Origin of the sequence: Roseateles flavus, assembly GCF_039872765.1 — a bacterium.
GTDB classification, from domain to species: domain Bacteria; phylum Pseudomonadota; class Gammaproteobacteria; order Burkholderiales; family Burkholderiaceae_C; genus Roseateles_B; species Roseateles_B flavus.
The window spans coordinates 74,510-96,782 of record NZ_JBDPZC010000001.1 but is presented as its reverse complement, the minus strand read 5'-3'; the positions used below and the strand labels follow the sequence as shown (position 1 = coordinate 96,782).

20 protein-coding genes are annotated in these 22,273 nt (G+C 71.5%); 6 read left to right on the top strand and 14 right to left on the bottom strand.

Annotated elements, in window-relative coordinates; genetic code table 11:
* Positions 1-138: 138 nt before the first annotated feature.
* The 3 genes from exaC to ABDJ40_RS00460 all read left to right on the top strand — a co-directional run bounded on the left by exaC (position 139) and on the right by ABDJ40_RS00460 (position 3,913).
* Positions 139-1,659, top strand: a complete 1,521-nt coding sequence (gene exaC, locus ABDJ40_RS00470; RefSeq protein WP_347604628.1) for an acetaldehyde dehydrogenase ExaC — start codon at positions 139-141, stop codon at positions 1,657-1,659.
* 77 nt (positions 1,660-1,736) lie between these two features.
* Positions 1,737-2,129 (top strand): DUF779 domain-containing protein, encoded by a 393-nt coding sequence (locus ABDJ40_RS00465; RefSeq protein ID WP_347604625.1) that lies wholly within the window; start codon positions 1,737-1,739, stop codon positions 2,127-2,129.
* A 188-nt stretch (positions 2,130-2,317) separates the two neighbouring features.
* Positions 2,318-3,913, top strand: coding sequence for a methyl-accepting chemotaxis protein (locus ABDJ40_RS00460; RefSeq protein WP_347604622.1), 1,596 nt, complete (start codon positions 2,318-2,320; stop codon positions 3,911-3,913).
* Here the strand turns inward: ABDJ40_RS00460 and ABDJ40_RS00455 are convergent.
* From ABDJ40_RS00455 to ABDJ40_RS00420, 8 genes are all read right to left on the bottom strand, one after another.
* Positions 3,895-4,827, bottom strand: a complete 933-nt coding sequence (locus ABDJ40_RS00455; protein WP_347604619.1) for a class I SAM-dependent methyltransferase — start codon at positions 4,825-4,827, stop codon at positions 3,895-3,897. The genes ABDJ40_RS00460 and ABDJ40_RS00455 overlap by 19 nt on opposite strands.
* 62 nt (positions 4,828-4,889) lie before the next feature.
* Entirely contained in the window at positions 4,890-6,470 is a 1,581-nt protein-coding gene (locus ABDJ40_RS00450; protein ID WP_347604616.1) for a PH domain-containing protein, read from the bottom strand.
* Positions 6,463-6,966 carry a PH domain-containing protein gene (locus ABDJ40_RS00445; RefSeq protein ID WP_347604613.1) on the bottom strand — a complete coding sequence of 168 codons (504 nt, stop codon included), beginning with the start codon at positions 6,964-6,966 and terminating at the stop codon, positions 6,463-6,465. The genes ABDJ40_RS00450 and ABDJ40_RS00445 overlap by 8 nt, the downstream gene beginning before the upstream one ends.
* A 39-nt stretch (positions 6,967-7,005) precedes the next feature.
* On the bottom strand, positions 7,006-7,419 hold the full coding sequence (locus ABDJ40_RS00440; RefSeq protein WP_347604610.1) for an FKBP-type peptidyl-prolyl cis-trans isomerase: 414 nt from the start codon (positions 7,417-7,419) through the stop codon (positions 7,006-7,008).
* 117 nt (positions 7,420-7,536) lie between these two features.
* Positions 7,537-8,610: a nucleotidyltransferase domain-containing protein gene (locus ABDJ40_RS00435; protein ID WP_347604607.1), complete on the bottom strand. Its 1,074-nt coding sequence runs from the start codon at positions 8,608-8,610 to the stop codon at positions 7,537-7,539.
* Positions 8,607-9,539 (bottom strand): HprK-related kinase A, encoded by a 933-nt coding sequence (locus ABDJ40_RS00430; RefSeq protein ID WP_347604603.1) that lies wholly within the window; start codon positions 9,537-9,539, stop codon positions 8,607-8,609. The genes ABDJ40_RS00435 and ABDJ40_RS00430 overlap by 4 nt, the downstream gene beginning before the upstream one ends.
* The gene (locus ABDJ40_RS00425) at positions 9,529-9,801 is read right to left on the bottom strand and encodes an HPr-rel-A system PqqD family peptide chaperone (RefSeq protein WP_347604600.1); all 273 of its coding nucleotides are present in this window, start codon (positions 9,799-9,801) and stop codon (positions 9,529-9,531) included. Before ABDJ40_RS00425 ends, ABDJ40_RS00430 begins: the two co-directional genes overlap by 11 nt.
* 78 nt (positions 9,802-9,879) lie before the next feature.
* The gene (locus ABDJ40_RS00420; RefSeq protein ID WP_347604597.1) at positions 9,880-10,521 is read right to left on the bottom strand and encodes a hypothetical protein; all 642 of its coding nucleotides are present in this window, start codon (positions 10,519-10,521) and stop codon (positions 9,880-9,882) included.
* A gap of 304 nt (positions 10,522-10,825) precedes the next feature.
* Here ABDJ40_RS00420 and pssA point away from each other — a divergent pair, with 304 nt between their 5' ends.
* Entirely contained in the window at positions 10,826-11,443 is a 618-nt protein-coding gene (gene pssA, locus ABDJ40_RS00415; protein ID WP_183106042.1) for a CDP-diacylglycerol--serine O-phosphatidyltransferase, read from the top strand.
* A 12-nt stretch (positions 11,444-11,455) separates the two neighbouring features.
* Here pssA and ABDJ40_RS00410 read toward each other — a convergent pair whose 3' ends face one another.
* Complete coding sequence (locus tag ABDJ40_RS00410) at positions 11,456-12,427, bottom strand: DMT family transporter (RefSeq protein ID WP_347604593.1); 972 nt, start codon at positions 12,425-12,427, stop codon at positions 11,456-11,458.
* A gap of 70 nt (positions 12,428-12,497) precedes the next feature.
* On the bottom strand, positions 12,498-13,112 hold the full coding sequence (locus tag ABDJ40_RS00405; RefSeq protein WP_347604590.1) for a LysE/ArgO family amino acid transporter: 615 nt from the start codon (positions 13,110-13,112) through the stop codon (positions 12,498-12,500).
* Between the two features lie 101 nt (positions 13,113-13,213).
* On the opposite strand from ABDJ40_RS00405, the gene ABDJ40_RS00400 reads away from it, so the two are divergent.
* Positions 13,214-14,095: a LysR family transcriptional regulator ArgP gene (locus tag ABDJ40_RS00400; RefSeq protein ID WP_347604587.1), complete on the top strand. Its 882-nt coding sequence runs from the start codon at positions 13,214-13,216 to the stop codon at positions 14,093-14,095.
* 1 nt (position 14,096) lies between these two features.
* Here ABDJ40_RS00400 and ABDJ40_RS00395 read toward each other — a convergent pair whose 3' ends face one another.
* The 3 genes from ABDJ40_RS00395 to glpD all read right to left on the bottom strand — a co-directional run bounded on the left by ABDJ40_RS00395 (position 14,097) and on the right by glpD (position 17,201).
* Positions 14,097-14,942, bottom strand: a complete 846-nt coding sequence (locus ABDJ40_RS00395) for an AraC family transcriptional regulator (RefSeq protein ID WP_347604584.1) — start codon at positions 14,940-14,942, stop codon at positions 14,097-14,099.
* Between the two features lie 37 nt (positions 14,943-14,979).
* The gene (locus ABDJ40_RS00390; RefSeq protein ID WP_347604581.1) at positions 14,980-15,369 is read right to left on the bottom strand and encodes a hypothetical protein; all 390 of its coding nucleotides are present in this window, start codon (positions 15,367-15,369) and stop codon (positions 14,980-14,982) included.
* 305 nt (positions 15,370-15,674) lie between these two features.
* Positions 15,675-17,201 carry a glycerol-3-phosphate dehydrogenase gene (gene glpD, locus ABDJ40_RS00385; RefSeq protein ID WP_347604578.1) on the bottom strand — a complete coding sequence of 509 codons (1,527 nt, stop codon included), beginning with the start codon at positions 17,199-17,201 and terminating at the stop codon, positions 15,675-15,677.
* Between the two features lie 41 nt (positions 17,202-17,242).
* Here glpD and glpK point away from each other — a divergent pair, with 41 nt between their 5' ends.
* Complete coding sequence (glpK, locus tag ABDJ40_RS00380; RefSeq protein ID WP_347604575.1) at positions 17,243-18,736, top strand: glycerol kinase GlpK; 1,494 nt, start codon at positions 17,243-17,245, stop codon at positions 18,734-18,736.
* Positions 18,737-18,869: 133 nt separating this feature from the next.
* On the opposite strand, the gene ABDJ40_RS00375 is transcribed toward glpK, so the two are convergent.
* A complete protein-coding gene (locus ABDJ40_RS00375; protein ID WP_347604572.1) occupies positions 18,870-21,959 on the bottom strand; it encodes an ATP-binding protein in 3,090 nt (1,029 codons plus the stop codon).
* Between the last annotated feature and the right edge of the window lie 314 nt (positions 21,960-22,273).

Genomic DNA, 22,273 nt, shown 5'->3' with positions numbered 1-22,273 from the left:
AATCAAGCACTTGCTGCCAGGCTGGCAGGCCGGCCGCGGGCTGGCATTGCGTTTGCAATGCTGTAGACGGAGCCGGCCCGCCCGTGCACCACCACTTCCACACCCACAAGCCTTCGACAGGCCTCTCAGGAGACACGCATGATCTACGCCCCGCCCGGCGCCCCTGGCGCCAAGGTCCAGTACAAGCCCCGCTACCAGAACTTCATCGGCGGCCAGTGGCGCGAGCCCGTCAAGGGCCAGTACTTCGACGTGGTCACGCCCATCACGGGGCAGGTCTACACGCAGGCCGCGCGCTCCACCGCCGAGGACATCGAGCTGGCCCTGGACGCCGCCCATGCCGCCGCCGACGCCTGGGGCAAGACCGCGCCCGCGGCCCGCGCCAACGTCCTGCTGCAGATCGCCGACCGCATCGACGCCAACCTGGAGCTGCTGGCCTACGCCGAGACCGTGGACAACGGCAAGCCCATCCGCGAGACGCTCAATGCCGACATCCCCCTGGCCTCCGACCACTTCCGCTATTTCGCCGGCTGCGTGCGGGCCCAGGAAGGCGCGCTGTCCGACCTCGACGAGCACACCGTGGCCTACCACTTCCACGAGCCCCTGGGCGTGGTCGGCCAGATCATTCCCTGGAACTTCCCCATCCTGATGGCGGCCTGGAAGCTGGCGCCGGCTCTGGGCGCGGGCAACTGCGTGGTGCTGAAGCCGGCGGAGTCCACGCCCACGAGCATCCTGGTGCTGATGGAGCTGATCGCCGACCTGCTGCCCCCCGGCGTACTCAACGTGGTCAACGGTTTCGGCCGCGAGGCCGGCATGCCGCTGGCCACCAGCAAGCGCATCGCCAAGATCGCGTTCACGGGCTCGACCTCCACCGGCCGCGTGATCGCGCAGGCCGCGGCCAACAACCTGATCCCCGCCACGCTGGAGCTGGGCGGCAAGTCGCCCAACATCTTCTTCGCCGACGTGGCCGATGCGGACGACGCCTTCTTCGACAAGGCCATCGAGGGCCTGGTGCTCTTCGCCTTCAACCAGGGCGAGGTCTGCACCTGCCCCTCGCGGGCGCTGATCCACGAGTCCATCTACGACAAGTTCATGGGCCGCTGCCTGGAGCGCATCGCCGCCATCAAGCAGGGCAACCCGCTGGACACCGACACCATGATCGGCGCCCAGGCCTCCAAGGAGCAGCTGGCCAAGATCACCTCCTACCTCGACCTGGGCCGCCAGGAGGGCGCGGAGCTGCTGATCGGCGGCTCGCCCGCGCAGATGGGCGGCGAGCTGGCCGGCGGCTACTACGTCCAGCCCACCGTGTTCAAGGGCCACAACAAGATGCGCATCTTCCAGGAGGAGATCTTCGGCCCGGTGCTGGCCGTGACCACCTTCAAGACTGAGGCCGAGGCCCTGGCCCTGGCCAACGACACGCTCTACGGCCTGGGCGCCGGCGTGTGGAGCCGCAACGGCAACGTGGCCTACCGCATGGGCCGCGCCATCAAGGCCGGCCGCGTCTGGACCAACTGCTACCACGCCTACCCGGCGCATGCGGCCTTCGGCGGCTACAAGGAATCGGGCATCGGCCGCGAGACCCACAAGGACATGCTGGACCACTACCAGCAGACCAAGAACCTGCTGGTCAGCTACAGCGAGAACAAGCTGGGCTTCTTCTGACCCTGCGGTCGCTCACCGCGTGAGCGAGGGGAGCGGAGCGATCCGCTCCCTTTTGTACTTTGTGCATGGAGGTCCTCATGTCCGACACCCCGGTCCCACGCGTCGTGGCCACGCCGGCCGCGCTGGCGCTGATCCGGCGACTGCAGGCCGAGCACGGCCCCGCGCTGATGTTCCACCAGAGCGGCGGCTGCTGCGACAACAGCGCCGCCAACTGCTACCTCCCCACCGACCTCACCATCGGCGCCCAGGACGTGCACCTGGGCGAGGTGGGCGGCGTGCCCTTCTACATCGGCAAGCTGCAGTACGAGTACTGGAAGCACACGCAGCTGATCCTCGACGTCATCGAGGGCCATGGCGGCACCTTTTCCCTGGAGGGCTCGACCGGCCTGGCCTTCCACACCCGCTCGCGGCTCTTCAGCGACGAGGAATGGGCGCTGATCGAGGCCCGCGTCGCGCAAGACCTGGCCTGAGGCGCGGCGGCGCAGATCAGTCGCACCTGGCCTGGGTTGGTGCCAATTTTGTCCTGGCTTTCCAGGTCATGACGCGAATTCACCCCGATGGATGCTGGCGAACACTCACATTAACACCTACAAATAGCAGGCGCCGGCATCACCCGGACTCATGACGCATGGCTGCCCGGCGCGCAGGGAGACCACGCATGAAACTGACCGACCGCCTGAACATCCAGGCTCGCCTGGCCCTGGGCTACGCCCTGCTGACCCTCCTGGTCATGCTGGTGGCGCTGATGGCCATACGGGCCCTGGGCAGCTCGCAGAAGAACTTCGAGAACCAGGTGCAGCAGATGGAGCATCTGCAGGACCTGGGCAACGGGGTGCTCTCAGCGGCCAATTCGCGCGCCGTCGCGGCCCGCAACCTGGTGCTGTCCGCCGACCCGACCCAGGCCGCGAGCGAGCTCAGCGCCATCCAGAGCTCGCACGCCCGGGTGCAGGACCGGCTCAAGGCCCTGCGCGAGGCCGTGACCGGTGCCGCCAGCAGCACGCCCGAGCTCCGGCAGCTGCTGGAGACGATCGAGCAGACCGAGGCGGCCTACGGCCCGGTGGCCCTCAACATCACCCAGCTAGCCACCAGCGGCCAGCGCGAGCAGGCGATCCTGCACATCAACAAGGACTGCCGCCCCCTGCTGGCCACGCTGATCCAGAACCTGGACCTGCTGCTGAAGGAGACCGACCGCATCAGCAAGGCCAATGTGGAGCGCTCGCAGGCGGACTTCAGCACCCTGCGCCTGAGCCTGCTGGGCCTGGGCGCCCTGGCCGTGCTGGCGGCCGTGGTGCTGGGCGTGCTGACCACGCGCTCCATCGTCCGGCCCCTGGCCATGGCGACCGCGGCCTCGGAGGAATTCGCCCACGGCGACCTGGCCCACGCCCTCACGGTGCAGGGCCACGACGAGATCGCCCACATGCTGGGCGCCATGGAGGACATGCGGCGCAACATCGCCGGCATCGTCACCCAGGTGCGCAAGGGGGCCGATGGCGTGGCCACGGCCAGCGTGCAGATCGCGCAGGGCAACCAGGACCTCTCCGGCCGCACCGAGAGCCAGGCCAGTTCGCTGCAGCAGGCGGCCTCCTCGATGGAGCAGCTCAACGCGACCGTGCGCCAGAACGCCGACAACGCCCAGCAGGCCAACGAGATGGCCCGCACGGCCTCGCAGGTGGCCAGCGCCGGGGGTCAGGTCGTGACCCAGGTGGTGGACACCATGCGCGGCATCAACGAGAGCTCCCGCCGCATCGCGGACATCATCGGCGTGATCGACAGCATCGCCTTCCAGACCAACATCCTGGCGCTCAACGCCGCCGTGGAGGCGGCCCGGGCCGGCGAGCAGGGCCGGGGCTTTGCGGTGGTGGCCGGCGAGGTCCGGGCCCTGGCCCAGCGCAGCGCCGAGGCCGCGCGCGAGATCAAGACCCTCATCAACGACAGCGTCGAACGCGTCGAGCAGGGCAGCAAGCTGGCCGACCTGGCCGGCAACACCATGCAGCAGATCGTCAGCGGCATCCAGCGCGTCACGGACATCGTCAGCGAGATCAGCTCCGCCAGCCACGAGCAGAGCCGCGGCGTGTCCCAGGTCAGCGCGGCCGTCAGCCAGATGGACCACGCCACCCAGCAGAACGCCGCCCTGGTCGAGGAGATGGCCGCGGCGGCCAACAGCATGAGCTCGCAGGCCCAGCAGCTGGTGAAGGCCGTGGCGGTATTCCGGGTCGAGGACTCGCTGCTGCCGGTTCAGGCCGGTGCGCGGTAGACCAGCACCTTGAGCGCGCGCTCCGGGTCCGCGTCGGCAAAGGCCGGGGGATTGGGCAGGCGCTCCACGAACTGCAGCGCGGGCACCAGCTCGGCCATCTGGTCGCGCAGGAAGGCCGTGTCCAGCTTGGGCGTGTTGAGGCACAGCAGGGCCTCGCCGCCCGGTGCCAGCAGCTCGGGCAGGCGGCGCATCAGGCGGGCGTAGTCCTTGGTGGCCACGAAGCTGCCCTTCTGGAAGCTGGGCGGGTCCACGATGACCAGGCCATAGGGCCCGCTGCGCTTGAGCTTGGCCCAGGAATTGAAGATGTCATGCGCCAGGTAGCTGGCGCGGCCCCCGCCTTCCTTGCCCAGGCCGTTGAGCTCGTGATTGCGCCGGCCGATGGACAGCGCCCCGGAGGCCATGTCCACGTTGATGACCTCGGCCGCCCCGCCCTGCAGCGCCGCCACGGAGAAGGCGCAGGTGTAGGCGAACAGGTTCAGCACGCGCAGGCCCGGCTGCGCCGCCGCGCGTGCGCGCACCCAGCGCCGGCCCTCGGCCATGTCAAGGAAGAGGCCGCGGTTCTGGCCCTTGAGCACATGCACGGCATAGCGGGCGCCCTGCGCCGTCACCACATGCGGCTCCGGCACGCTGCCGGCCATCAGCCGGGTCTCGGCGTGGTGGTCCTGGCGGCACTGGAAGACCCAGTTCAGCGCCTGCCCCGGCGCGACGAGCGCCCAGCGTGCCGCCAGGGCCTGGCCCACCCGGGCCAGCTCGTCCTCGCTCACGGCCTGGAAGCTGGTCAGCACCCAGACCGGTTCGAACCAGTCCAGCACCCAGTGCTCGCAGCCCGGATGCAGGCCGCCACGGCCATGGAAGACGCGCCCGGCCTCGGTGGGCAGGGCCAGGGCGGCGATGGTGTCGAGCAGGGCTTGCATGGCGGTCTCAAGGGCAGGAAGCCGGCATTGTCGATGCAGACCCCGGTAACTCCGGCCGCACCTCAATACGGCCGCAAGACCTGACCCCACAGCCGCTGGCGCAGGCGCCGCGCCTCGGCCAGGGGCAGACAGGGGATGTCCAGGGCGAGGCCACCCTGGGAGCGGCCCTGGGTGTCGGCACGCAGATGGCACAGGCCCAGGCTGCGGTCCAGGGCAGAGCTGTAGAGGCTCAGCTGCTGCAGACGCGGGCCCGACACCACCACCCAGCGGCGCGTCAGCACGCCATGGCGGTAGAGCAGCAGATCGCCGCATTCGGCATAGGCGGCAAAGCGCACCCAGGCGTGGCAGTAGACCCACAGCCCCGCCGCCAGCGTCAGGCCCGCGGCCAGCAGGCCCGGCAGGGGCACCCGCTGGCCGAACGCGAGGTCGGCAGCGACCAGCGCCAGCAGCGCGATGATGAGGAAACGCCCCTGCCCCCACAGCTGCCGCCAGAAGGCCCGGGCGGGCAGGGGCTGCCATTGCAGCTGCTCCCACTGCAGGGCCGGCAGGCACAGGCGCAGCAGGGCGCGGGCCTCCTGCGGCGTGGCAATGGGCGCCAGCTCGTCAAAGCGGCCGCCGGGGTCCAGGCCGTGCTCATGGTCGTGCGAGTCGTGCCCCGCCACGCTGACGGCCAGGCGGCAGCGGCCGAAGCGGCGGTGCAGCCAGGTCTCCACCAGCTCCCAGCGCTGCAGGCGCGGCAGGCGCGCCGTGGCGGTCACCTGGGTGCTGAGGCCGCGGTGCACGAGCAGCTTCTCGCCGTCCTGCTCCAGGCGGAAGCCCTGGTAACGGAAGAAGGCCAGCACCACGGACAGCAGGCGCACGAACAGCAGGAAGGCCAGCACCAGCAGGGCGATCTCGGCAGCCAGCCACAGCCAGTGGCCGGACTCGAACAGGCGCCCAAAGGCTTGGCGCACCCAGGCGATGGGCACGGACAGCCAGCCGAAGAAGCGGCGGTGCAGCTCCGGCTTCTGGGCCACCGCCGCGAAGGCCGTGCCCACGATCACCATGCCGCGGTTGGAGATCAGGCCCAGCTTGAGGATGTCCAGGCTGCTCAGGCGGTGCAGCAGGCGCACCGCAGGCGGGGCGGTGGTCATGCCGTCCACCTGCGCGAAGGACGGGCCGGCGCCGGTCGTCGGCACCGTCGGCGCTGCGCCCCGCAGCGCCTGCTCCAGGCGCAGGGCGGCCTCCAGGCCCAGCACCTTCATCACCGCCTCGGGCTTGCCGCCGGAGGCGGACTCCAGATGCAGCTCCGTCACGCCCAGCAGGCGGTGCGGCAGCTTGCGCATCCGGCTGGTGTTGTGGATGCGGGCCAGCGGCACATGGCGCACGCTGCGGCCCAGCACGCCCTCGTGGATGACCAGCTCGCCGCCCTGCAGGGCGTAACGGTAGCGGCTGGCCTGCAGCACGGCCCAGATGGCGGTGATCCCCAAGGGCACGGCCGCCCAGACCTCCCAGTCCGAGCCGCGGCCGAAGACCACGGCCGCCAGCACCGGCAGCGCCACATGCCGCAGCAGATGGGCAGCCACGAACAGGGCCGACAAGGGATGCAGGCGCTGCCAGGCCCCGGCCTGCAGCGCCTGCGCCCCGGCCAGCGGCTCACTCATGGTGACCCTGCACGCGCGGCATCAGCGAGGCCCGCAGCGCCTGCGCCTCGGCCAGCGGCAGGCCGTGCACGGCGGTCTTGTGGTCATGCTGGCCAGCAGTGTGCAGCTCCAGGCGAGCCATGCCCCACAGGCGCTCCAGCGGGGACTGCCGCAGGTCCAGGTGCTGCAGACGGGCGATGGGCACCCAGCTCTCGGTCCGCCACCACACGCCGCGGCGCAGCACCAGGCCTTCGCCCGGATGCAGGGCCGCGCCATAGGCCTGGTAGCGCCAGGCACCGTAGACCGCGCCCAGGCCCAGGCTGCCCAGCACGACGGGCAGCGCGGTGCCGGCCAGCCAGGTCCAGGGCCAGCTCTCGTCGATCAGGGACAGCACCAGCACCGTCAGGCCGCTCAGGACGACGGCGCACACCAGGGCCGCCCTCAGCTGCCACAAGGTGCGCAGGGTGCGCATCTTTCCCAGCACCTGGGCGGCGGCGCCCTCCAGCTCATCGCTCATGCTTGCTCCTCGGGACGGTACGGCGCCCCTGCCGCGGACTCAGGGCTTGCTGACGCCCAGCAGCTCGACCTCGAAGTTCAGCGTGGCGCCGGGCGGGATGACGCCGCCGGCACCGCGCTCGCCATAGGCGATGGACGCCGGGCAGGTGAGACGGGCCTTGCCGCCGACCTTCATGCGCTGCAGGCCCTCGGTCCAGCACTTGATGACCTTGCCCAGCGGGAACTCGGCCGGCTGGCCACGGCGCACCGAGCTGTCGAACTCCCGGCCGTCGGGCAGGGTGCCGACGTAGTGCACGCGGACCTTGTCCGCGGCGGTGGGCTGCTCGCCGGTGCCCGCCTTCAGCTCTTCATAGACCAGGCCGCTGGCGGTGGTGACGGGCTCGGCAGCGCCGGCGGCCGTGCAGCTCAGGCCCAGGGCCAGCAGGAACAGGGAGGTGCGGGAAGAGAGGCTCATGGAATCGCTGCTTTCTGCGAGGTCGAAATGCCGCGCATCATGCGGCAAGCGCACAGGTCCGCCAAGCCGTATCGTTACGGAGTTCGCCCACTGGCGCAGGCGGGGCCGGCCGTCGGCTCAGGGCGAGGGGGCCAGGCGCTCGCGCAGGCCCATCCAGGACTTGCGCAGCAGATGCGGCAGCAGCAGGCGCAGGGGCATGCGCAGCAGGTGGGCGCGCCAGTACAGGCGGCGGCTGGCGCGGTGGCGCTGGCCGGGGCTGGCCTGCGCGTCCAGGCCCAGGGCGGTGCCCATCCAGCGCGCCTCAGGCCGGAATCGCCAACCGGGCTCGGCCGCATCCAGGCCCTCAGCCAGGGCCTGCAGCAGGCCGTGCGCGGGCAGCAGCCGGCACAGCGGCGCCAGGGCCTGAGCCAGCACCGGCAGCAGGCGCAGCTGCGCCGCCCGCGCCAGCAGCGCTGCCGCGCCGCCCTGCGCGGGCAGCAGGCCCAGCAGGTCGTGCAGGTCCAGGAGATCGCGCCAGGCGTGATCCATCTCGCCATCCAGGCACAGGTGCAGGGCCGAGTGCAGGACCAGGTCCGCGGGCTGCAGCAGGCGAAAGCCGCTGGCGGCCAGGGGCTGCGAGGCCGCGATCAGCTCGGCCCCCGGCGTGTGGAAGCGGGAGCTGCGCGGCGCCAGCGCATGGTGCACGTCCAGCACCGAGCCGCGCTGCACGTGGCGCAGCGGCGGGATCTCGTGCATCCACTGGCGGTAGTAGCGCTGGTTGTAGGCCTGGCGCTCCTCGCTGATCCAGCCCCGGGCCATCAGGGCGGACTCCACCGCGGTCAGCCCGGCCTCGGGCACCAGGAGGTCGATGTCCGAGAAGATGCGCCCGCGCGCCGGCGGCAGCTCGGCCAGCAGATAGGCCGCGCCCTTGAGCAGCAGCACCGGCTGGCCCAGACCCTGCAGGGCCTCGCGCACCGCCAGCAGCTCGTGCCGGACCTCATGTCCATGGCGATCCAGCACCCGCAGGCTGGCCTGCAGGGCGGTGCTCACGGGCTCGGGCAGCCGGTGCATCAGCCCCTGGTCTTGCATGCGGCAGGCCAGGCGTCCCAGCAGGCGCGCCTGGCGGGCCTGGCCCAGCAGGCGCTCCCAGTCGCGGCCCTGGTAGCCCGAGGGCAGCTCACCTTGCAGCAGCAGGCGCAGCAGGTCTCTCATGGGGCAGCCTCCACGGGGGGCAGACCGTCCAGCAGAGCGGCCAGGCGCGGGACGGCGTCGTGCAGGTCGGAGTAGCGCAGCTCGTAGCAGTCGCAGCCTTCCAGCAGGGAGCCGAGGGCCTCGAAGCCCTCCAGGCCCAGGATCAGGTAGTTGAAGGAGTTCTTGCCCAGCTCGATCATGGCCGGCGCCTTGGGCAGCGGCTGGAGCTGGGTGGGCTCGCCGGCCGCATAGCGCGGAAAGACGACCAGCCGGGGCTGTGCCGGCTCCGCCATGCGCTCGAGCTGAGGCTGCGGGACCTTCATGTGGACCACGTCGCCCTTGCTCGTGCCGCGGGTGACGGCGCCGAACTCGGCCTGCGGCGCATAGCGGCGGATCACGTCCAGCGAGTTGTTCTTCAGGCTCACCGGCCGCACCGCCGGGTGCACCAGGCCGTCGGCCAGGCTCACGAGGCAGAGTTCGTCAGACAGCAGGCGCCAGTCGCTGTGCGTCAGGGCGGCGCACAGCGTGCTCTTGCCCGAGCCCGGCGGCGCGGGCATCAGCAGGGCCCGGCCGCCCCGCTCCAGCACGGCGGCATGCAGCATCAGGTACTGGTGGGCGCGGGTGCTCACGCACCAGTTCATCGCCCATTCCAGTTGGGCAAAGGCGTGCGACTGGGGCAGGGGCTCGAAGGGCCGCTCGCCATCGGAACAGAAGCGGACCTGCGGGCGCCACCAGCGGTGCAGGCCGCGGCCGTGGTCCAGCTGCAGGGAGAAGTCCGCCTGCACTTCGGGTGGCAGGCAGGGGTAGCCGCCGTAAAGCTGCCGAAGACCCTGCTCGATTAGGGGCAGCGGGCTCTGCAGGCGGTAGCTGAAGACGCCGGCCTGCAGGACCAGATCGCCCCGGGCCAGTCGCGCGCGCAGTTCAGCGGGCCTCAGCTGCTCAAGCTTCATGCGCAGAGTGTCTCAGCAGGCCCTGCTCGGCCAGAAAGCCCAGGCCCTGGGACAGGCCGGGCCAGACCTCCTCCGGCAGCGCGCGCTCCAGCAGCAGAGGCAGGCGCTGCTGCAGTTCGGCGAGCGTGGCGGGGGACTGCTCCAGCTCGGTCAAGGCGGCCACCAGCAGGGCATCGAGCTGCAGGGTCTGGCCGCTGCCCTTGTCGAACAGCACCCAGTCCTCGCCCCAGCAGCGCCAATGGAACTCGGCCAGGGGGTGCAATGACCAACGCCCGCCGGGAAGGGCGGGCGCTGCGGTCGGGGCGGGGGTGGCGGAATCAGCCACGCGGGGGGCGCTGGATCACTTCTCCAGGTAGCCCACGAAGAAGGCGTAGGCCGCCTGATCGTTGTTCAGGTAGAAGTTGATGACGTCGGTCGAGCTGTAGGGGAAGGCCCAGCCGGTGCGGCCCTTGTCCCAGCCCGTGTTGGTCTCGTAGGCCAGCGCGTTCAGATAGGCGTTGAGCCAGTGGCGCTCGGGCGTGTCCGAGTAGGCCGAATTGCTCATCAGCGTGAACAGGGTCAGGTTCTTGGTGCTGGAGCTGGCACGGATCAGGATGGAGCCGACCGTCACATTGCAGTTGCAGGGCCAGGTCCGGCGCGGCACGAGCTTGCCGTTGAGGTAGGTGCTCTGGCCCCACCAGCCCGGGCTGTAGCCCCAGGCGTTGGGATAGGTCTCGCCATGGAAGGAGTGGGCGGCCGACTGCACGCCGGAGATGGTGCAGATCACGGCCTTGCCGGTGGTGGCGCTGTTGCAGACCGCCAGGGTGACGCCGCCGGCCATGGCCTTCATGGGGCTCAGGGCGGCGAGGGTCGCGACGCTGCCGGTGCCGGCGGTCTTGAGCAGCATGCGACGGCGCGCCAGCGCCTCGGCGGACAGCCCACGGGTGACCGCCAGGGGGTCCCGTGCTGCCTGCTGATCCGGGGTCGAACGCTGCTTGTCCATAACGAACCTCTACAGTCCTGAGAACTCATTGAAAAACCGGGATGGCACGGACCGGGTCCGTGCCGGGGCTGGCCGCCAGGTGCAGGAGGCGCGCCTCGCGCGCCGACATGCATGGCCAGCCTGCCAATGGCCCTGTATTTGACACTATCGCAGGCACCGTGGAAGCCCCACCCGCGCATCCAGGGGGGGCCGCCGCCAGAGGCGCAGGCCGCTCAAACGGGGGACGCCGTCCGGCCCAGCCCCGGTGCGGCACGCGCAGGCCGCCGCCGGGGAAGGCCGCCCGGCCTCCTGTATTCTTGCCCCCATGAACCGACCCAAACCCTTCTCCATGATCCGCGAGTTCCATCTGGCGGACTGGTTCACCCTGGCCAATGCCTTCTGCGGCATGGGCTCGCTGTTCTCGGTGATGACCTATCTGCAGACGCGGGACGTGCTGCACTTGTTCTACGCCTGCGCCCTGATCCCCGCCGCCCTGGTCTTCGACATCCTGGACGGCCGCATCGCGCGCTGGCGCCAGAAGAGCTCGGCCATGGGCCGCGAGCTCGATTCCCTGGCCGACGTGATCTCCTTTGGCGTCGCCCCGGCGGCTATCGCCTACGGCTGTGGGATGCAAGGGCTCTATGACCGCATCATCCTGGTCTTCTTCGTCGCCTGCGGCGTCTCGCGCCTGGCCCGCTTCAACATCACCGCCGAGAAGCTCTCGGAGGGCACCGGCAAGGTCAAGTACTTCGAGGGCACGCCCATCCCCACGTCCCTGCTGCTGGTGATCCTGCTGTGGGTGGCCGCGGCCCAGGGCGCCCTGGGCGACCAGATGTGGGGCGGCCGGCTGCAGCTGGCCGGCTTCAACTTCCATCCCCTGGTGCTGCTTTTTGCGGCCTCGGGTTCCCTGATGGTCAGCCGCATCCGCATTCCCAAGCTCTGAGCCGATCCAGGCTCAGGCCGCCTCGGCGGCCTGCGTGGCCTCGGGCTGGGGTCGCACGCGCAGTGCGCCCAGCACACCCGCCACCAGCAAGCCGATGCCCAGGGCGGTCAGCGGCGCCGGCCATTCATGGCGCCACAAGAAGGCGTAGGCCAGGGCCGCCAGGGTCTCGAAGACGATCAGTTGCCCGACCAGGGTCGTGGGCAGGCGCTGGCTGGCCTCGTTCCAGCACAGGGTGCCGGCCCAGGACGCCAGCAGGCCGATGGCCAGCATCAGCCCCACAAAGACCTGGGGGCGCGGCCCCAGGGGCAGGTCCACCTCGATCTGCCCGCTGCCCTGCAGCAGCGCCAGCGCCAGGAAGGCCAGCAGGGACAGCGGCAGCGTGACCAGGCCCTGGGCCGTGGCCCAGGCGCGCGGGCTGCGATCGGGATGCGCGCGCAGCCAGTCGGCATTGCGGATGGGGTACCAGGTCCAGCACAGCAGCGCGCCCATCGCCAGCAGCCCGCCCTGCACATAGGCCGCCATGCGCTCCCCAGGCTGGCTGGCCAGGGCCTGCAGCTCCACCTGGTTGACGCAGACCAGGCCCGCGGCGATCAGCGCCAGCGGCAGGGCCAGCCGGGACCAGGGCAGACGGCCGTCCCGTGCCCGGTTGCGGTGGTTGGACACCAGGGCGATCAGCACCGGCAGCGTCCCGATGATCATGGTCGGCAGCGGCCCGCCGGCCCGCTGGATCGCAGCCGCCAGGCACAGGTAGTAGAGAAAGTTGCCGATGGCGCTGAGACGCAGCGCCGCCCACCAGTCCGTGGCGCCGAACTCGCGCAGGGCGCGCCGGTCCAGCCAGGCCAGGGGCAGGGCAATGAGCCCGAAGGCGAGGTAGCGGCCCGCCATCAGCTGGGCCGCCGGGTAGTCCGGCAGCATCTGGGGAGCCACGAAGACCAGGCCCCACATGAGCCCGGCCGCCAGCGCGAATGAAACACCTGTCCACATGCGGCCATCATGCCGGCCCCAGCGCATCGGCGGCTTGTACAGGATTGCTGCGGCGGCCGTCAGGCCAGGCTCAGGCGGCGCTGCGGAACAGGCCCCAGGCCAGGGCCAGCATCATCAGCCCCAGCAGCAGGTCCAGGACCCGCCAGGCCAGGGGCCGCGCAAAGACGGGCGCCAGCAGCCGCGCGCCGTAGCCCAGCCCGGCAAACCACAGGAGGCTGCAGCTCACCGCCCCGGCGAAGAAGACCGGCCGCTGGGCCGCCGGCTGCGCGGTGCCGATGGCCCCCACCAGCAGCACGGTGTCCAGGTAGACATGGGGATTGAGCAGCGTGAAGGCCGCCGCCTGTGCCAGCGTGCGCCCCGCCGACGCCGAAGTGCCCGCCCCGGCCTGCAGGCCGCCGGGCCTCGCCCCCCGCATCAGCGAACGCAGCCCATAGACCAGCAGGAAGGCGATGCCCGCCCAGCGCAGCACCGTGGTCACGCCGGGCAGGCGGGCATCGACCGCGCCCAGGCCCCAGATCCCCAGCGCCATCAGCAGCGCATCGGCCAGGGCGCAGAAGGCCACGACCAGACCCACATGCCGGCGCAGCAGGCCCTGGCGCAGCACGAAGGCATTCTGGGCGCCGATGGCGACGATCAACCCGGCCACCAGGACCAGCCCCTGAAGAAAGACAGCAAGCGAATTCATGCCGCGCAGCATGCCGCCAGGCAGCCGGGCCGGCCAGTTAGACTTCCTGAAGCGCCTTCAGTGGCGCTGAATCGCGGCCTCGCCGCCCTGCCCTGCCCGCCATGCTCGACTACCCCCTGATCGCCGCCCTCGCCGCCGTCATCCGCGAGGGCAGCTTCGAGAAGGCCGCCCGCAGCCTGCACCTGAGCCCCTCGGCCGTCTCGCAGCGGGTCAAGCTGCTGGAGCAGCGCCTGGGCCAGGTGCTGGTGGTGCGGGACAACCCCTGCCGCGCCACCCCGGCCGGGCTGCAGCTGTGCCGTCATGCCGAGCAGGTGTCCCTGCTGGAGCGCGAGCTGCTGGCCAGCCTGCCCCAGACGGGCCAGGGCCGCCCCGGCCACCTGCGCCTGGCCGTCAACGCCGACAGCCTCAGCACCTGGTTCGTCCCCGCCGCCATCGCGCTGGCCGGACAGGACTGGCTGCTGGACCTCAGCATGGACGACCAGGACCACACCGCCGAGCGCCTGCGCGAGGGCGATGTGCTGGCCGCGGTCACCGCCCTGGCCGACGCCCTGCCCGGCTGCCGCAGCCTGGCCCTGGGCTGCATGGACTACCTGGCCGTCGCGACGCCGACCTTCATCGCCCGGCACTTCGGCGACGGCCTGGGACTCGGCGCCCTGATGCAGGCGCCCTGCCTCAGCTACAACCGCCGGGACCAGCTGCAGTCGCGCTGGGTGCGCCAGCTCACGGGCGAGAGCCCGCCCCTGCCCAATCACTGGCTGCCGTCCAACGACGTCTACCTCGCGGCCTGCCGCAACGGCATCGGCTGGGGCATGTGCCCGCGCGAGCTGGTGCGGGCGGAGCTGGACCGCGGCAGCCTGCAGGCGCTGAGCGCGGAAGTGCTGGAGGTGCCCCTGTACTGGCAGGCGCCGGCCCAGGCCTGGGCGCTGCTGGAGCCCGTCACCCAGGCGGTGGTGGAAGCTGCTCGCCAGGGCCTGAGGCGCTGACTCAGCGTGCGCGCCGCGCGCCGGGCAGGCCCAGCTGCCGCTGGTAGGCCGCCGGCGTGACGCCGTAGCGGCACAGCAGGCTGCGGGTCAGGTGCGACTGGTCGCTGAAGCCGGTGGCCGCAGCCACCTCGGCCGGGGCCTGCCCCAGGGCCAGCAGGCGCTTGGCCTCGAAGCTGCGCAAGGCCATCAGCACCTGCTGCGGGGTGGCATGGTGCAGCGCGCGGAAGCTGCGCAGGAAATGGAAGGGGCTCAGGCCCGCGACCGCCGCCAGCTGCTCCAGGCTCATGGGCTGATCCAGCTGGCTGCGCATGAAGTCGAGCACGGGCTCGAAGCGGCCCGCGGCCTCGGCCGGCCGGCCCTGCACGCGGGCCTGGGGGCGGATCAGCTCCACCAGCTCCAGCAGCAGGCTGTCCACGGCCAGCGGCTCGCGGGCCAGCCACAGCGCCCGCATGCAGCGCGCCACGGCCTGCGCCTGTGCCGGGCTGCCGCTGACGGCGGCGTCGAAGCGCCAGCTGCGGTCGCCCCCGTAGACGGGCAGCAGGTCCTCGTCGAGGTAGACCATGTGATAGGCCCAGCAGCCCGCATCGGCCGACTGCCCGGTGTGCAGGTCCGCCGGGTTCATCAGCATCAGGCTGGCCTGAGGGGCCAGGTGCTCGCCGCCGCGCCAGCGGAAGCGGCCCAGGCCGTCGGTGATCACCCCCAGGCCGTAGGCCTCGTGGGAATGGGCCTCGAAGCGGTGGTCCCGGATGCGCGCCCGGTAGAACTCGACGCCCGGCCTGTCGGCGGGACGGCGGTACTGGGCGCGATCCTCGGGGCCTTCGAAGCGGATGTTGGCGTCGGACTGCATGACCCGGCCATGATGGCACAGCCGGGCCGGGCCGCCGTCAGCGCAGGTTCACGGAGGCCAGGCTCCAGTTGCGGCGCGGCATGGTCAGCAGGACGGTGTCCGGCGTGCCCCAGGTCTCGCCGTGGAACTGCATGTGCAGCTCGCCGTTGGCGCTGTGCCAGACACCATCGACGGAGCGCGTCATGGCCACGGGCTCGTCATTGCCCAGGCTGATGCGCAGGCGCAGGCCGCGGCCGTCCACGCGCAGATTGCGGCCATCTTCCATCTGGTAGACGCCGGCCAGCACCTTCATGTCGGAGCGGATGATGGGGGAGGCGAGCTGCTTCTGCAGGCTGACGGGCTCCAGCACCGTGGGCTCCTGGGCCTGGGCCACGCCAGCCAGTGCGAGGGCGGCGAAGGCAAGGGCGAGGCGGGACGGCATGTTCATGATGGACTCCTTGGAAAGCTGAGGCCGCGTGTCGCGGATCGGGTGGGGGAAGGGATGGATCCAGTGTGGGAAGTTCCCGGCCGGATTTCTTCCTGTCTTCGATCGGGCGCTGCATGAGGGGTCCGAAATGCTGCTCCGGCAGACGAACTGCGACGCCCCTGAAACGGCCGAGAACCCCGATGGAATGGGGCCATGACGGCCTTCACATGTCACCCGTCACGCGCCTGCAACTTTGCTTTCCGAAGGCATGTGAAGGGGGTCATGGCAAGACCTGACCCCCTCGCGAGGGGCGGAGTTTCCGGGGTTCAGGCCGGCTCGTGCAGCCAGCGCTCCACCCGTGCGGCCTCGTCCGCCGAGCAGCGCAGGCCCAGCTTGCTGCGCCGCCACAGCACGTCCTCGGCGCTGACGGCCCATTCCTCGCGCTGCAGGTGGCGCAGTTCGGCCTCGAAGAGTCCCGGGGCGATCTCCAGGCCCAGGCGGCCATCGCCCAGTACGCGATCCACGCGTCCGCCATAGGCCAGGCACAGGCGCCGCAGCAGCGGCGCCGGCAGCTGCGGATGACGGGCCTGCACCGCCGTCTGCAGGGCCTGCAGCGCGGCAGGGCCCGCGGGAGCGCCGGTCACCCAGGCTGACACATCGGCCCCGGGCAGCGGCGCCTGCGCCGTCCAGGCGCCCTGCCCGCCCCCCAGCTGCGCGGTGATGCGATCGGCCGACTCCTCGGCCAGGCGGCGGTAGGTGGTCAGCTTGCCGCCCCAGACATGCAGCAGGGGCGCGCCTGCGCCGGTGTCGAGGTCCAGGGCATAGTCCCGCGTCACGGCGGCGGCGGTGCCGGCGTCGTCGTCCAGCAGGGGGCGCACGCCGGCAAAGCTCCAGCGCACCTCGGACGGCCCGATGCCGCGGCTGAAGTAGCGCCCGACCTGCTCGCAGAGATAGGCCACCTCGGCCTCGCTGATGCCTGGCGTGCGACCGCTGGCGATGTCCTGTGGCGCCAGCTCGAGGTCCGTGGTGCCGACCAGGGTGAAGTCCTGCTGGTAGGGAATGGTGAAGACGATGCGGCCGTCCGCCCCCTGCAGCAGGTAGGCGTGGTCGTGCCCGTAGAGCCGGGGCACGACGATGTGGCTGCCCTTGACCAGGCGCAGGCGCCGGGCCGGCGGCACAAGGCCGGCATCGTCACGCAGGGCCTGCTCGACGAAGCTCGCCGCCCAGGGGCCGGTGGCGTTCACCAGCAGGCGCGCGCTGAGCCGGCGCTCGCCGGCGGGCGTCTGCAGCCGCGCCTGCCACAGACCCTGGGCCGCACGGGCTTCCAGGCAGGGGCTGCGGGTGAGAATCTCCGCGCCGCGCTCGCGGGCGTCGATGGCGTTGGCGATGACGAGCCGGGCGTCGTCCACCCAGCCGTCGGAATAGAGGAAGCCGCGCCGGAACTGCGGCTGCAGGGGCGCGCCCAGGGCATGGCCGCGCAGGTCCAGGCCCGCGGAACCCGGCAGCAGCTCGCGGTGGGCCAGGTGGTCATAGAGGAAGAGGCCCAGTCGCAGCAGCCAGGCCGGCCGCATCTGCGGATGGTGGGGCATCACGAAGCGCAGGGGGTGGATCAGGTGCGGGGCTGCGCGCAGCAGGCGCTCGCGCTCCTGCAAGGCCTTGCGGACCAGGCCGAACTCGCGGTACTCCAGGTAGCGCAGGCCGCCGTGGATCAGCTTGGTGGAGGCCGAGGAGGTGTGCGCGGCGAGGTCGTCGCGCTCGCACAGCAGCACGCGCCAGCCGCGGCCGGCGAGGTCCCGTGCGATGCCCACGCCATTGATGCCACCACCCACCACCAGTACGTCAAAATCAGCCATCGCCACGCTCCTCGCGGGGCACTCTACCCTGCCAAATTCCCATGAGCTACCTAATCGCACTGGACCAGGGCACCTCCAGCTCCCGCGCCATCATCTTCGACCGCGAGGGCCGCCAGTTGGCCAAGGCCCAACAGGAATTCCGCCAGATCTACCCGCAGCCGGGCTGGGTGGAGCACGACCCGCAGGAGATCTGGTCCAGCCAGCTGGCCACCGCCCGCGAGGCCCTGCGCGAGTCGGGCCTGCGCCCGGAGCAGATCGCCAGCGTGGGCATCACCAACCAGCGCGAGACCACGGTGCTGTGGCACCGTGGCACGGGCGCGCCGCTGCACCATGCCATCGTCTGGCAGGACCGCCGCACCGAGCCCCTGTGCGCCCAGCTGCGCGAGCGGGGTCTGGCCCCGCTGATCCGCGAGCGCACCGGCCTGGTGATCGATGCCTATTTCTCCGCGACCAAGCTGCGCTGGCTGCTGGACCACATCCCCGGTGCCCGCGAGCAGGCCGAGCGCGGCGAGCTGGCCTTCGGCACCGTGGACAGCTGGCTGATGTGGCGCCTCAGCGGTGGCCGCATCCATGCCACCGATGTCAGCAATGCCTCGCGCACCATGCTCTTCAATGTCCACCGCAATGACTGGGACGAGGAGATCCTGGCCGCGCTGGACATCCCGCGCGCCCTGCTGCCCCAGGTGCACCCCAGCGCCCACGAGTTCGGCACCCTGGACCCCCAATGGCTGGGCGCCGCCCTGCCCATCGGCGGCGTGGCGGGCGACCAGCAGGCAGCCCTGTTCGGCCAGGGCTGCTTCAAGGCCGGCATGGCCAAGAACACCTACGGCACCGGCTGCTTCACCCTGATGCACCTGGGCGAGCATTTCCAGACCTCGGCCAACGGCCTGATCACCACCAGCGCGGCCCAGACGAGTGCCCGGCCCGAGTTCGCGCTGGAGGGCAGCGTCTTCATCGGCGGTGCCGTGGTGCAGTGGCTGCGCGACGGCCTGCATGCCTTCCCCAGCAGCGCAGACGTCGAGAGCCTGGCCGCCAGCGTGCCCGATGCCGGCGGCGTGATGTTCGTGCCCGCCTTCACCGGCCTGGGCGCGCCCTACTGGCAGCCCGACGCGCGCGGCGCCATCGTGGGCCTCAGCCGCGGCAGCACCATGGCGCACATCGCGCGTGCCGCCCTGGAGTCCATCGCCTTCCAGAGTGCCGCCCTGCTGCAGGCCATGAGCCGCGATGCCGTGGCCGCGGGCTCCGCCCCCGTCAGCGAGCTGCGGGTGGACGGCGGCGCCTGCGTCAACAACCTGCTGATGCAGTTCCAGGCCGACTTGCTGGGCATCCCCGTCGTCCGCCCCCGCGTCATCGAGACCACCGCCCTGGGCGCCGCCTACCTCGCCGGCCTCAGCGCCGGCCTTTACAGCGACCTCGAGGCCCTCGGCCAGCAATGGCAGGCCGAGCGCATCTTCCACCCCACCCTGCCCCGCGAACGCGCCCTCGAACGCATGGCCGACTGGGAACACGCCATCCGCCAGACCACCGCCAGCTGACGCAGCCCCCCGCCCACGCCCCCCGCCGAGTGGCACGGCCGCCAGGCCCGTGCCCCAAGCGGCAGCCGGGGATCCGGCTTCGCCGGGCCCTCGGCTGCGCCCCCTGGGGGGGCCGGCGCAGCCGGTAGGGGGGTCAAGCCGCTCTGCTGAGGCGAGAGATTTCCCAAGTCTTGATGGCCTGCAGATGCGCCGCCAGCGCACGGTTGGTGGCCATGATCAGCATGGCCAGCTCGGCCGGCGCGGCCAGCGGCGCCTGGTGCTCCAGGGCGCCCGCCGTGGCAGCGAGGCCGTCCAGGCCCAGGTTGCCGGCCACGCCGCGCAGGCGGTGGGCATAGCTCCGCACTGCCATGGGGCCGGCGATGCGCGCCTCCTCCAGGGCGCTGAGGTGCTGCTCGTACTGCCGCGCGAAGCTGCTCAGCAGCTTGGCCAGCAGGTCGGTGCGGCCGGCACAGCGCAGCACGGCGGTCTCGAAATCCGCCTCGGGCACCAGGGGCCAGGGCGAGGCGGCATCGGCAGGCCCGCGTAGGGTCGCCTTGGGCGGCGGCACCGGAAGCGGCGCGGGTTCCTCGCCGCGCGGGCGCCGCGGGAAGGGCGCGAGCGTCCTCAGCAGCTCGGTCTGATCGATGGGCTTGCAGATATGGCCGCACATGCCGGCATCCTGGCAGCGCTGGCGCTCCTCGCTGAGCGCATGTGCCGTCAGGGCCAGCACGGGCAGGGCCGGATCGATCTCATGCAGGCGGCGCGTGGCCTCGTAGCCGTCCATGCCGGGCATCTGCACGTCCATCAGCACGAGGTCGTAGGCGCCCATGCCCTGCTCCTGCATGCGGGCGACGGCCTGCTCGCCGCTGTCGGTGGACATGACCTCCGCGCCGGCACCGCTGAGCATGTCGTGCAGGATCTCGCGGTTGATGTCGACGTCGTCGGTGATCAGGATGCGCAGGCCGGCCAGGCTGCCGGGCAGGGCCTCGGGATGCGTGCCTGCCGCGGCCGGCTCCTGCAGGGGCGGCCGCGCCTCGATCAGAGGCAGCTCCACCACGAAGCTGGAGCCCTGGCCCAGCGTGCTGCGCACCCGGATGTCCCCGCCCATCAACCGGGCCAGGCGCCGGCTGATGCTGAGCCCCAGGCCACTGCCGCCGTAGAGCCGCGTCACCGAGCTGTCGGCCTGCTCGAAGGGCGTGAAGATGCTGTCCAGCTTGTCTTCGGCAATGCCGATCCCGCTGTCCTCCACCTCGAAGACCAGGCAGCGCCCGAGCTGCGCGGAGCGCACGTTCAGACTCACACCGCCCTGCTCGGTGAACTTGACGGCATTGGCCAGCAGGTTCACCAGCACCTGGGTCAGGCGCAGCGCGTCGATCTCCACCCAGGCCGGCAGGCCCTCGATGCTGGAGCTCAGCCGCAGGCCCTTGGCGCGTGCGCGCTCGCCCACCATCTCCAGCGCATCGTTGACCAGCTGCGCCAGCTCGCAGGGCCTGGATTCCAGCTCCAGCTTGCCGCTGTCCAGCTTGGCGAAGTCCAGCACGTCGTTGATCACGCCCAGCAGGTGGCGGCCGGCGCGGACGATGCGCCGGAAGCTGTCGGCGGCGGCCCGCGGGTCCACCGCCCGCTGCTCGCCCAGCTGGGCCAGGCCCAGCACGGCATTGAGCGGCGTGCGGATCTCGTGGCTCATGTTGGCGAGGAACTGGCTCTTGGCATGCACCAGGCGCTCGGCCTCGTCGCGCGCGGCAGCCAGCTCGCGGTGCAGCTGCTTGAGGGAGGTGATGTCGGTGCTGAGGTTGAGCACGGCATAGGGCCGGCCGTGCTCGTCGCGCAGGGGCACGGTGGTCACGAGGAAGTCATGCGGGCCGTCGGCCAGCCGGGTCTGCCGCTCGCGGTCCAGGCGCAGTCCGCGCTGCAGCACCAGGGCGTCGCTCTCGCGCGCGTCGGCGGCCAGCTCGGGTCCGAACAAGGACAGCACGGTCTGGCCGATGACCTGATCACGCGGCCGCCCGCTGGCCTGCTCGAAGCCACGGTTGACCTGCAGGAAGCGCCCCTCGGCATCGCGGATGCTCAGCAGGAGTGGCAGGGCCTCGAGGATCTCCTGCACCTGCTGCTGCTGCTTGTGCAGCTCGGAGGTGCGCTGGCGGACCAGCTCCTCCAGGTGCTGGCGATGCTGCTCCAGCAACTGCTCGGCCTGCACGCGGTCGGTGATGTCATGCGCGAAGGCCACCACGCAGGCCTCGCCATCGAGCTCGAAGCGGTCCAGCTTGACGTCCCACCAGATGGGGCTGCCATCGACGTGCCGAGACTGCCACTCCAGGGTCTGGCTGCCCTCCACGAGCGTTCGGCGGACCAGGGCCCGCGCGCGGGCCGGGCTGTAGTCGCCCCCGGGGAAGGTCAGCTCTGGCGTCAGCGCCTCGCGCGTCTTGACGCCGAATCGGCGCAGGCAATGGGTGTTGGCATAGCGCAGGGCGCCGCTCTCGCCGTCGAAGATCTGCACCGACATGTGCGAGGCCTCCAGCAGCTGGCGCAGGCGGCGCTCGCTGGACAGCAGATCCTGGGCGCCCTGCTGCTGGGCACGCAGGGTGTTGGCCAGCACCTGGCGCGAGCTGTCCAGGGAGCGGGTGAGGTCCCAGTAGAGCGTGCCGTAGCGCAGCATCAGCCAGCCGGCCAGGCCGCAGCTGAAGAGCTGCACCACCAGGTAGCTGGCGTGCGGCGGCGTGTTGCCGGGATGCAGGCCGGGAATCCAGCCCAGGGCCTCGGCCGCGAAGAGCAGGAGCAGCCCCGCGAGCCCCGCCAGGGCGCCCCACTTGGCAGCCTGCGGTCCCACCATGAAACCCAGCACCACGACCAGGGCCGTCAGCGAACCCAGGCCCGAGGACATGATGCCGTTGCCATGCAGCGCCGCCATGCCCATCAGCATCAGCAGCGTGGTCACGGCGAAGAAGCCGGCCGCCCGTCGCACATGGCCGCGCCGTGCAAGCACGGCCGCGGTGGCGGCCACCGCCAGCACGCCCGCGCCGGTGGCCATGCGGTAGAGGCGCTGGGGCCAGCTGTAGCCCGGCTCCAGCGCGGTGGCCGCCAGCTGGAACAGGGCGGCCAGCATGACCAGGGCCAGCAGCACCGCGGCGCCGCGCACGACGCGGCGGTCCAGCGCCGCATGGAAGGCCTCGATGCCCTGCTGGCGGTCGGCCGCTTCCAGGGCGGCCTCGACCGCCCGGATGTCCGGCCCGTGGGGTTTGTCCATGGCTGGCGCCCGGCCCGGCCTTGCGACGCTTCAGCGGGCGGGGGCGCTGCCGCGAGCGCGCTCGCGCAGGCTCAGGCAGGCGTCCCGGGGAGGGCGGGGCCGCGAGGGGACCCACCGCTGCGTTGACCGTTCATCCATCTCGTCACTCCCTTGCTGGGCGGATCCCGATGTGTTCCCTCGGTCAAGATGGCGCTCCAGCGGGTGCGCCTCTTCACTTCACTGATGGCAAGGGGCGGCCCGATGACAGCGGGTGCGCCCGCCCCAGGTCCCCAGGGTACGGCAAGCACGCCGGGCAGGGCAAGACCAGGCCCGCG

Coding starts and splice junctions, on each gene's coding strand:
- ABDJ40_RS00390 (WP_347604581.1), bottom strand. CDS start 15,369: ATGAACATGCCGTCCCGCCTCGCCCTTGCCTTCGCCGCCCTCGCACTG.
- glpD (WP_347604578.1), bottom strand. CDS start 17,201: ATGGCTGATTTTGACGTACTGGTGGTGGGTGGTGGCATCAATGGCGTG.
- ABDJ40_RS00445 (WP_347604613.1), bottom strand. CDS start 6,966: ATGAGCGATGAGCTGGAGGGCGCCGCCGCCCAGGTGCTGGGAAAGATG.
- pssA (WP_183106042.1), top strand. CDS start 10,826: ATGAACCGACCCAAACCCTTCTCCATGATCCGCGAGTTCCATCTGGCG.
- ABDJ40_RS00375 (WP_347604572.1), bottom strand. CDS start 21,959: ATGGACAAACCCCACGGGCCGGACATCCGGGCGGTCGAGGCCGCCCTG.
- ABDJ40_RS00430 (WP_347604603.1), bottom strand. CDS start 9,539: ATGAAGCTTGAGCAGCTGAGGCCCGCTGAACTGCGCGCGCGACTGGCC.
- ABDJ40_RS00450 (WP_347604616.1), bottom strand. CDS start 6,470: ATGAGTGAGCCGCTGGCCGGGGCGCAGGCGCTGCAGGCCGGGGCCTGG.
- glpK (WP_347604575.1), top strand. CDS start 17,243: ATGAGCTACCTAATCGCACTGGACCAGGGCACCTCCAGCTCCCGCGCC.
- ABDJ40_RS00400 (WP_347604587.1), top strand. CDS start 13,214: ATGCTCGACTACCCCCTGATCGCCGCCCTCGCCGCCGTCATCCGCGAG.
- exaC (WP_347604628.1), top strand. CDS start 139: ATGATCTACGCCCCGCCCGGCGCCCCTGGCGCCAAGGTCCAGTACAAG.
- ABDJ40_RS00405 (WP_347604590.1), bottom strand. CDS start 13,112: ATGAATTCGCTTGCTGTCTTTCTTCAGGGGCTGGTCCTGGTGGCCGGG.
- ABDJ40_RS00465 (WP_347604625.1), top strand. CDS start 1,737: ATGTCCGACACCCCGGTCCCACGCGTCGTGGCCACGCCGGCCGCGCTG.
- ABDJ40_RS00460 (WP_347604622.1), top strand. CDS start 2,318: ATGAAACTGACCGACCGCCTGAACATCCAGGCTCGCCTGGCCCTGGGC.
- ABDJ40_RS00395 (WP_347604584.1), bottom strand. CDS start 14,942: ATGCAGTCCGACGCCAACATCCGCTTCGAAGGCCCCGAGGATCGCGCC.
- ABDJ40_RS00455 (WP_347604619.1), bottom strand. CDS start 4,827: ATGCAAGCCCTGCTCGACACCATCGCCGCCCTGGCCCTGCCCACCGAG.
- ABDJ40_RS00410 (WP_347604593.1), bottom strand. CDS start 12,427: ATGTGGACAGGTGTTTCATTCGCGCTGGCGGCCGGGCTCATGTGGGGC.
- ABDJ40_RS00440 (WP_347604610.1), bottom strand. CDS start 7,419: ATGAGCCTCTCTTCCCGCACCTCCCTGTTCCTGCTGGCCCTGGGCCTG.
- ABDJ40_RS00435 (WP_347604607.1), bottom strand. CDS start 8,610: ATGAGAGACCTGCTGCGCCTGCTGCTGCAAGGTGAGCTGCCCTCGGGC.
- ABDJ40_RS00420 (WP_347604597.1), bottom strand. CDS start 10,521: ATGGACAAGCAGCGTTCGACCCCGGATCAGCAGGCAGCACGGGACCCC.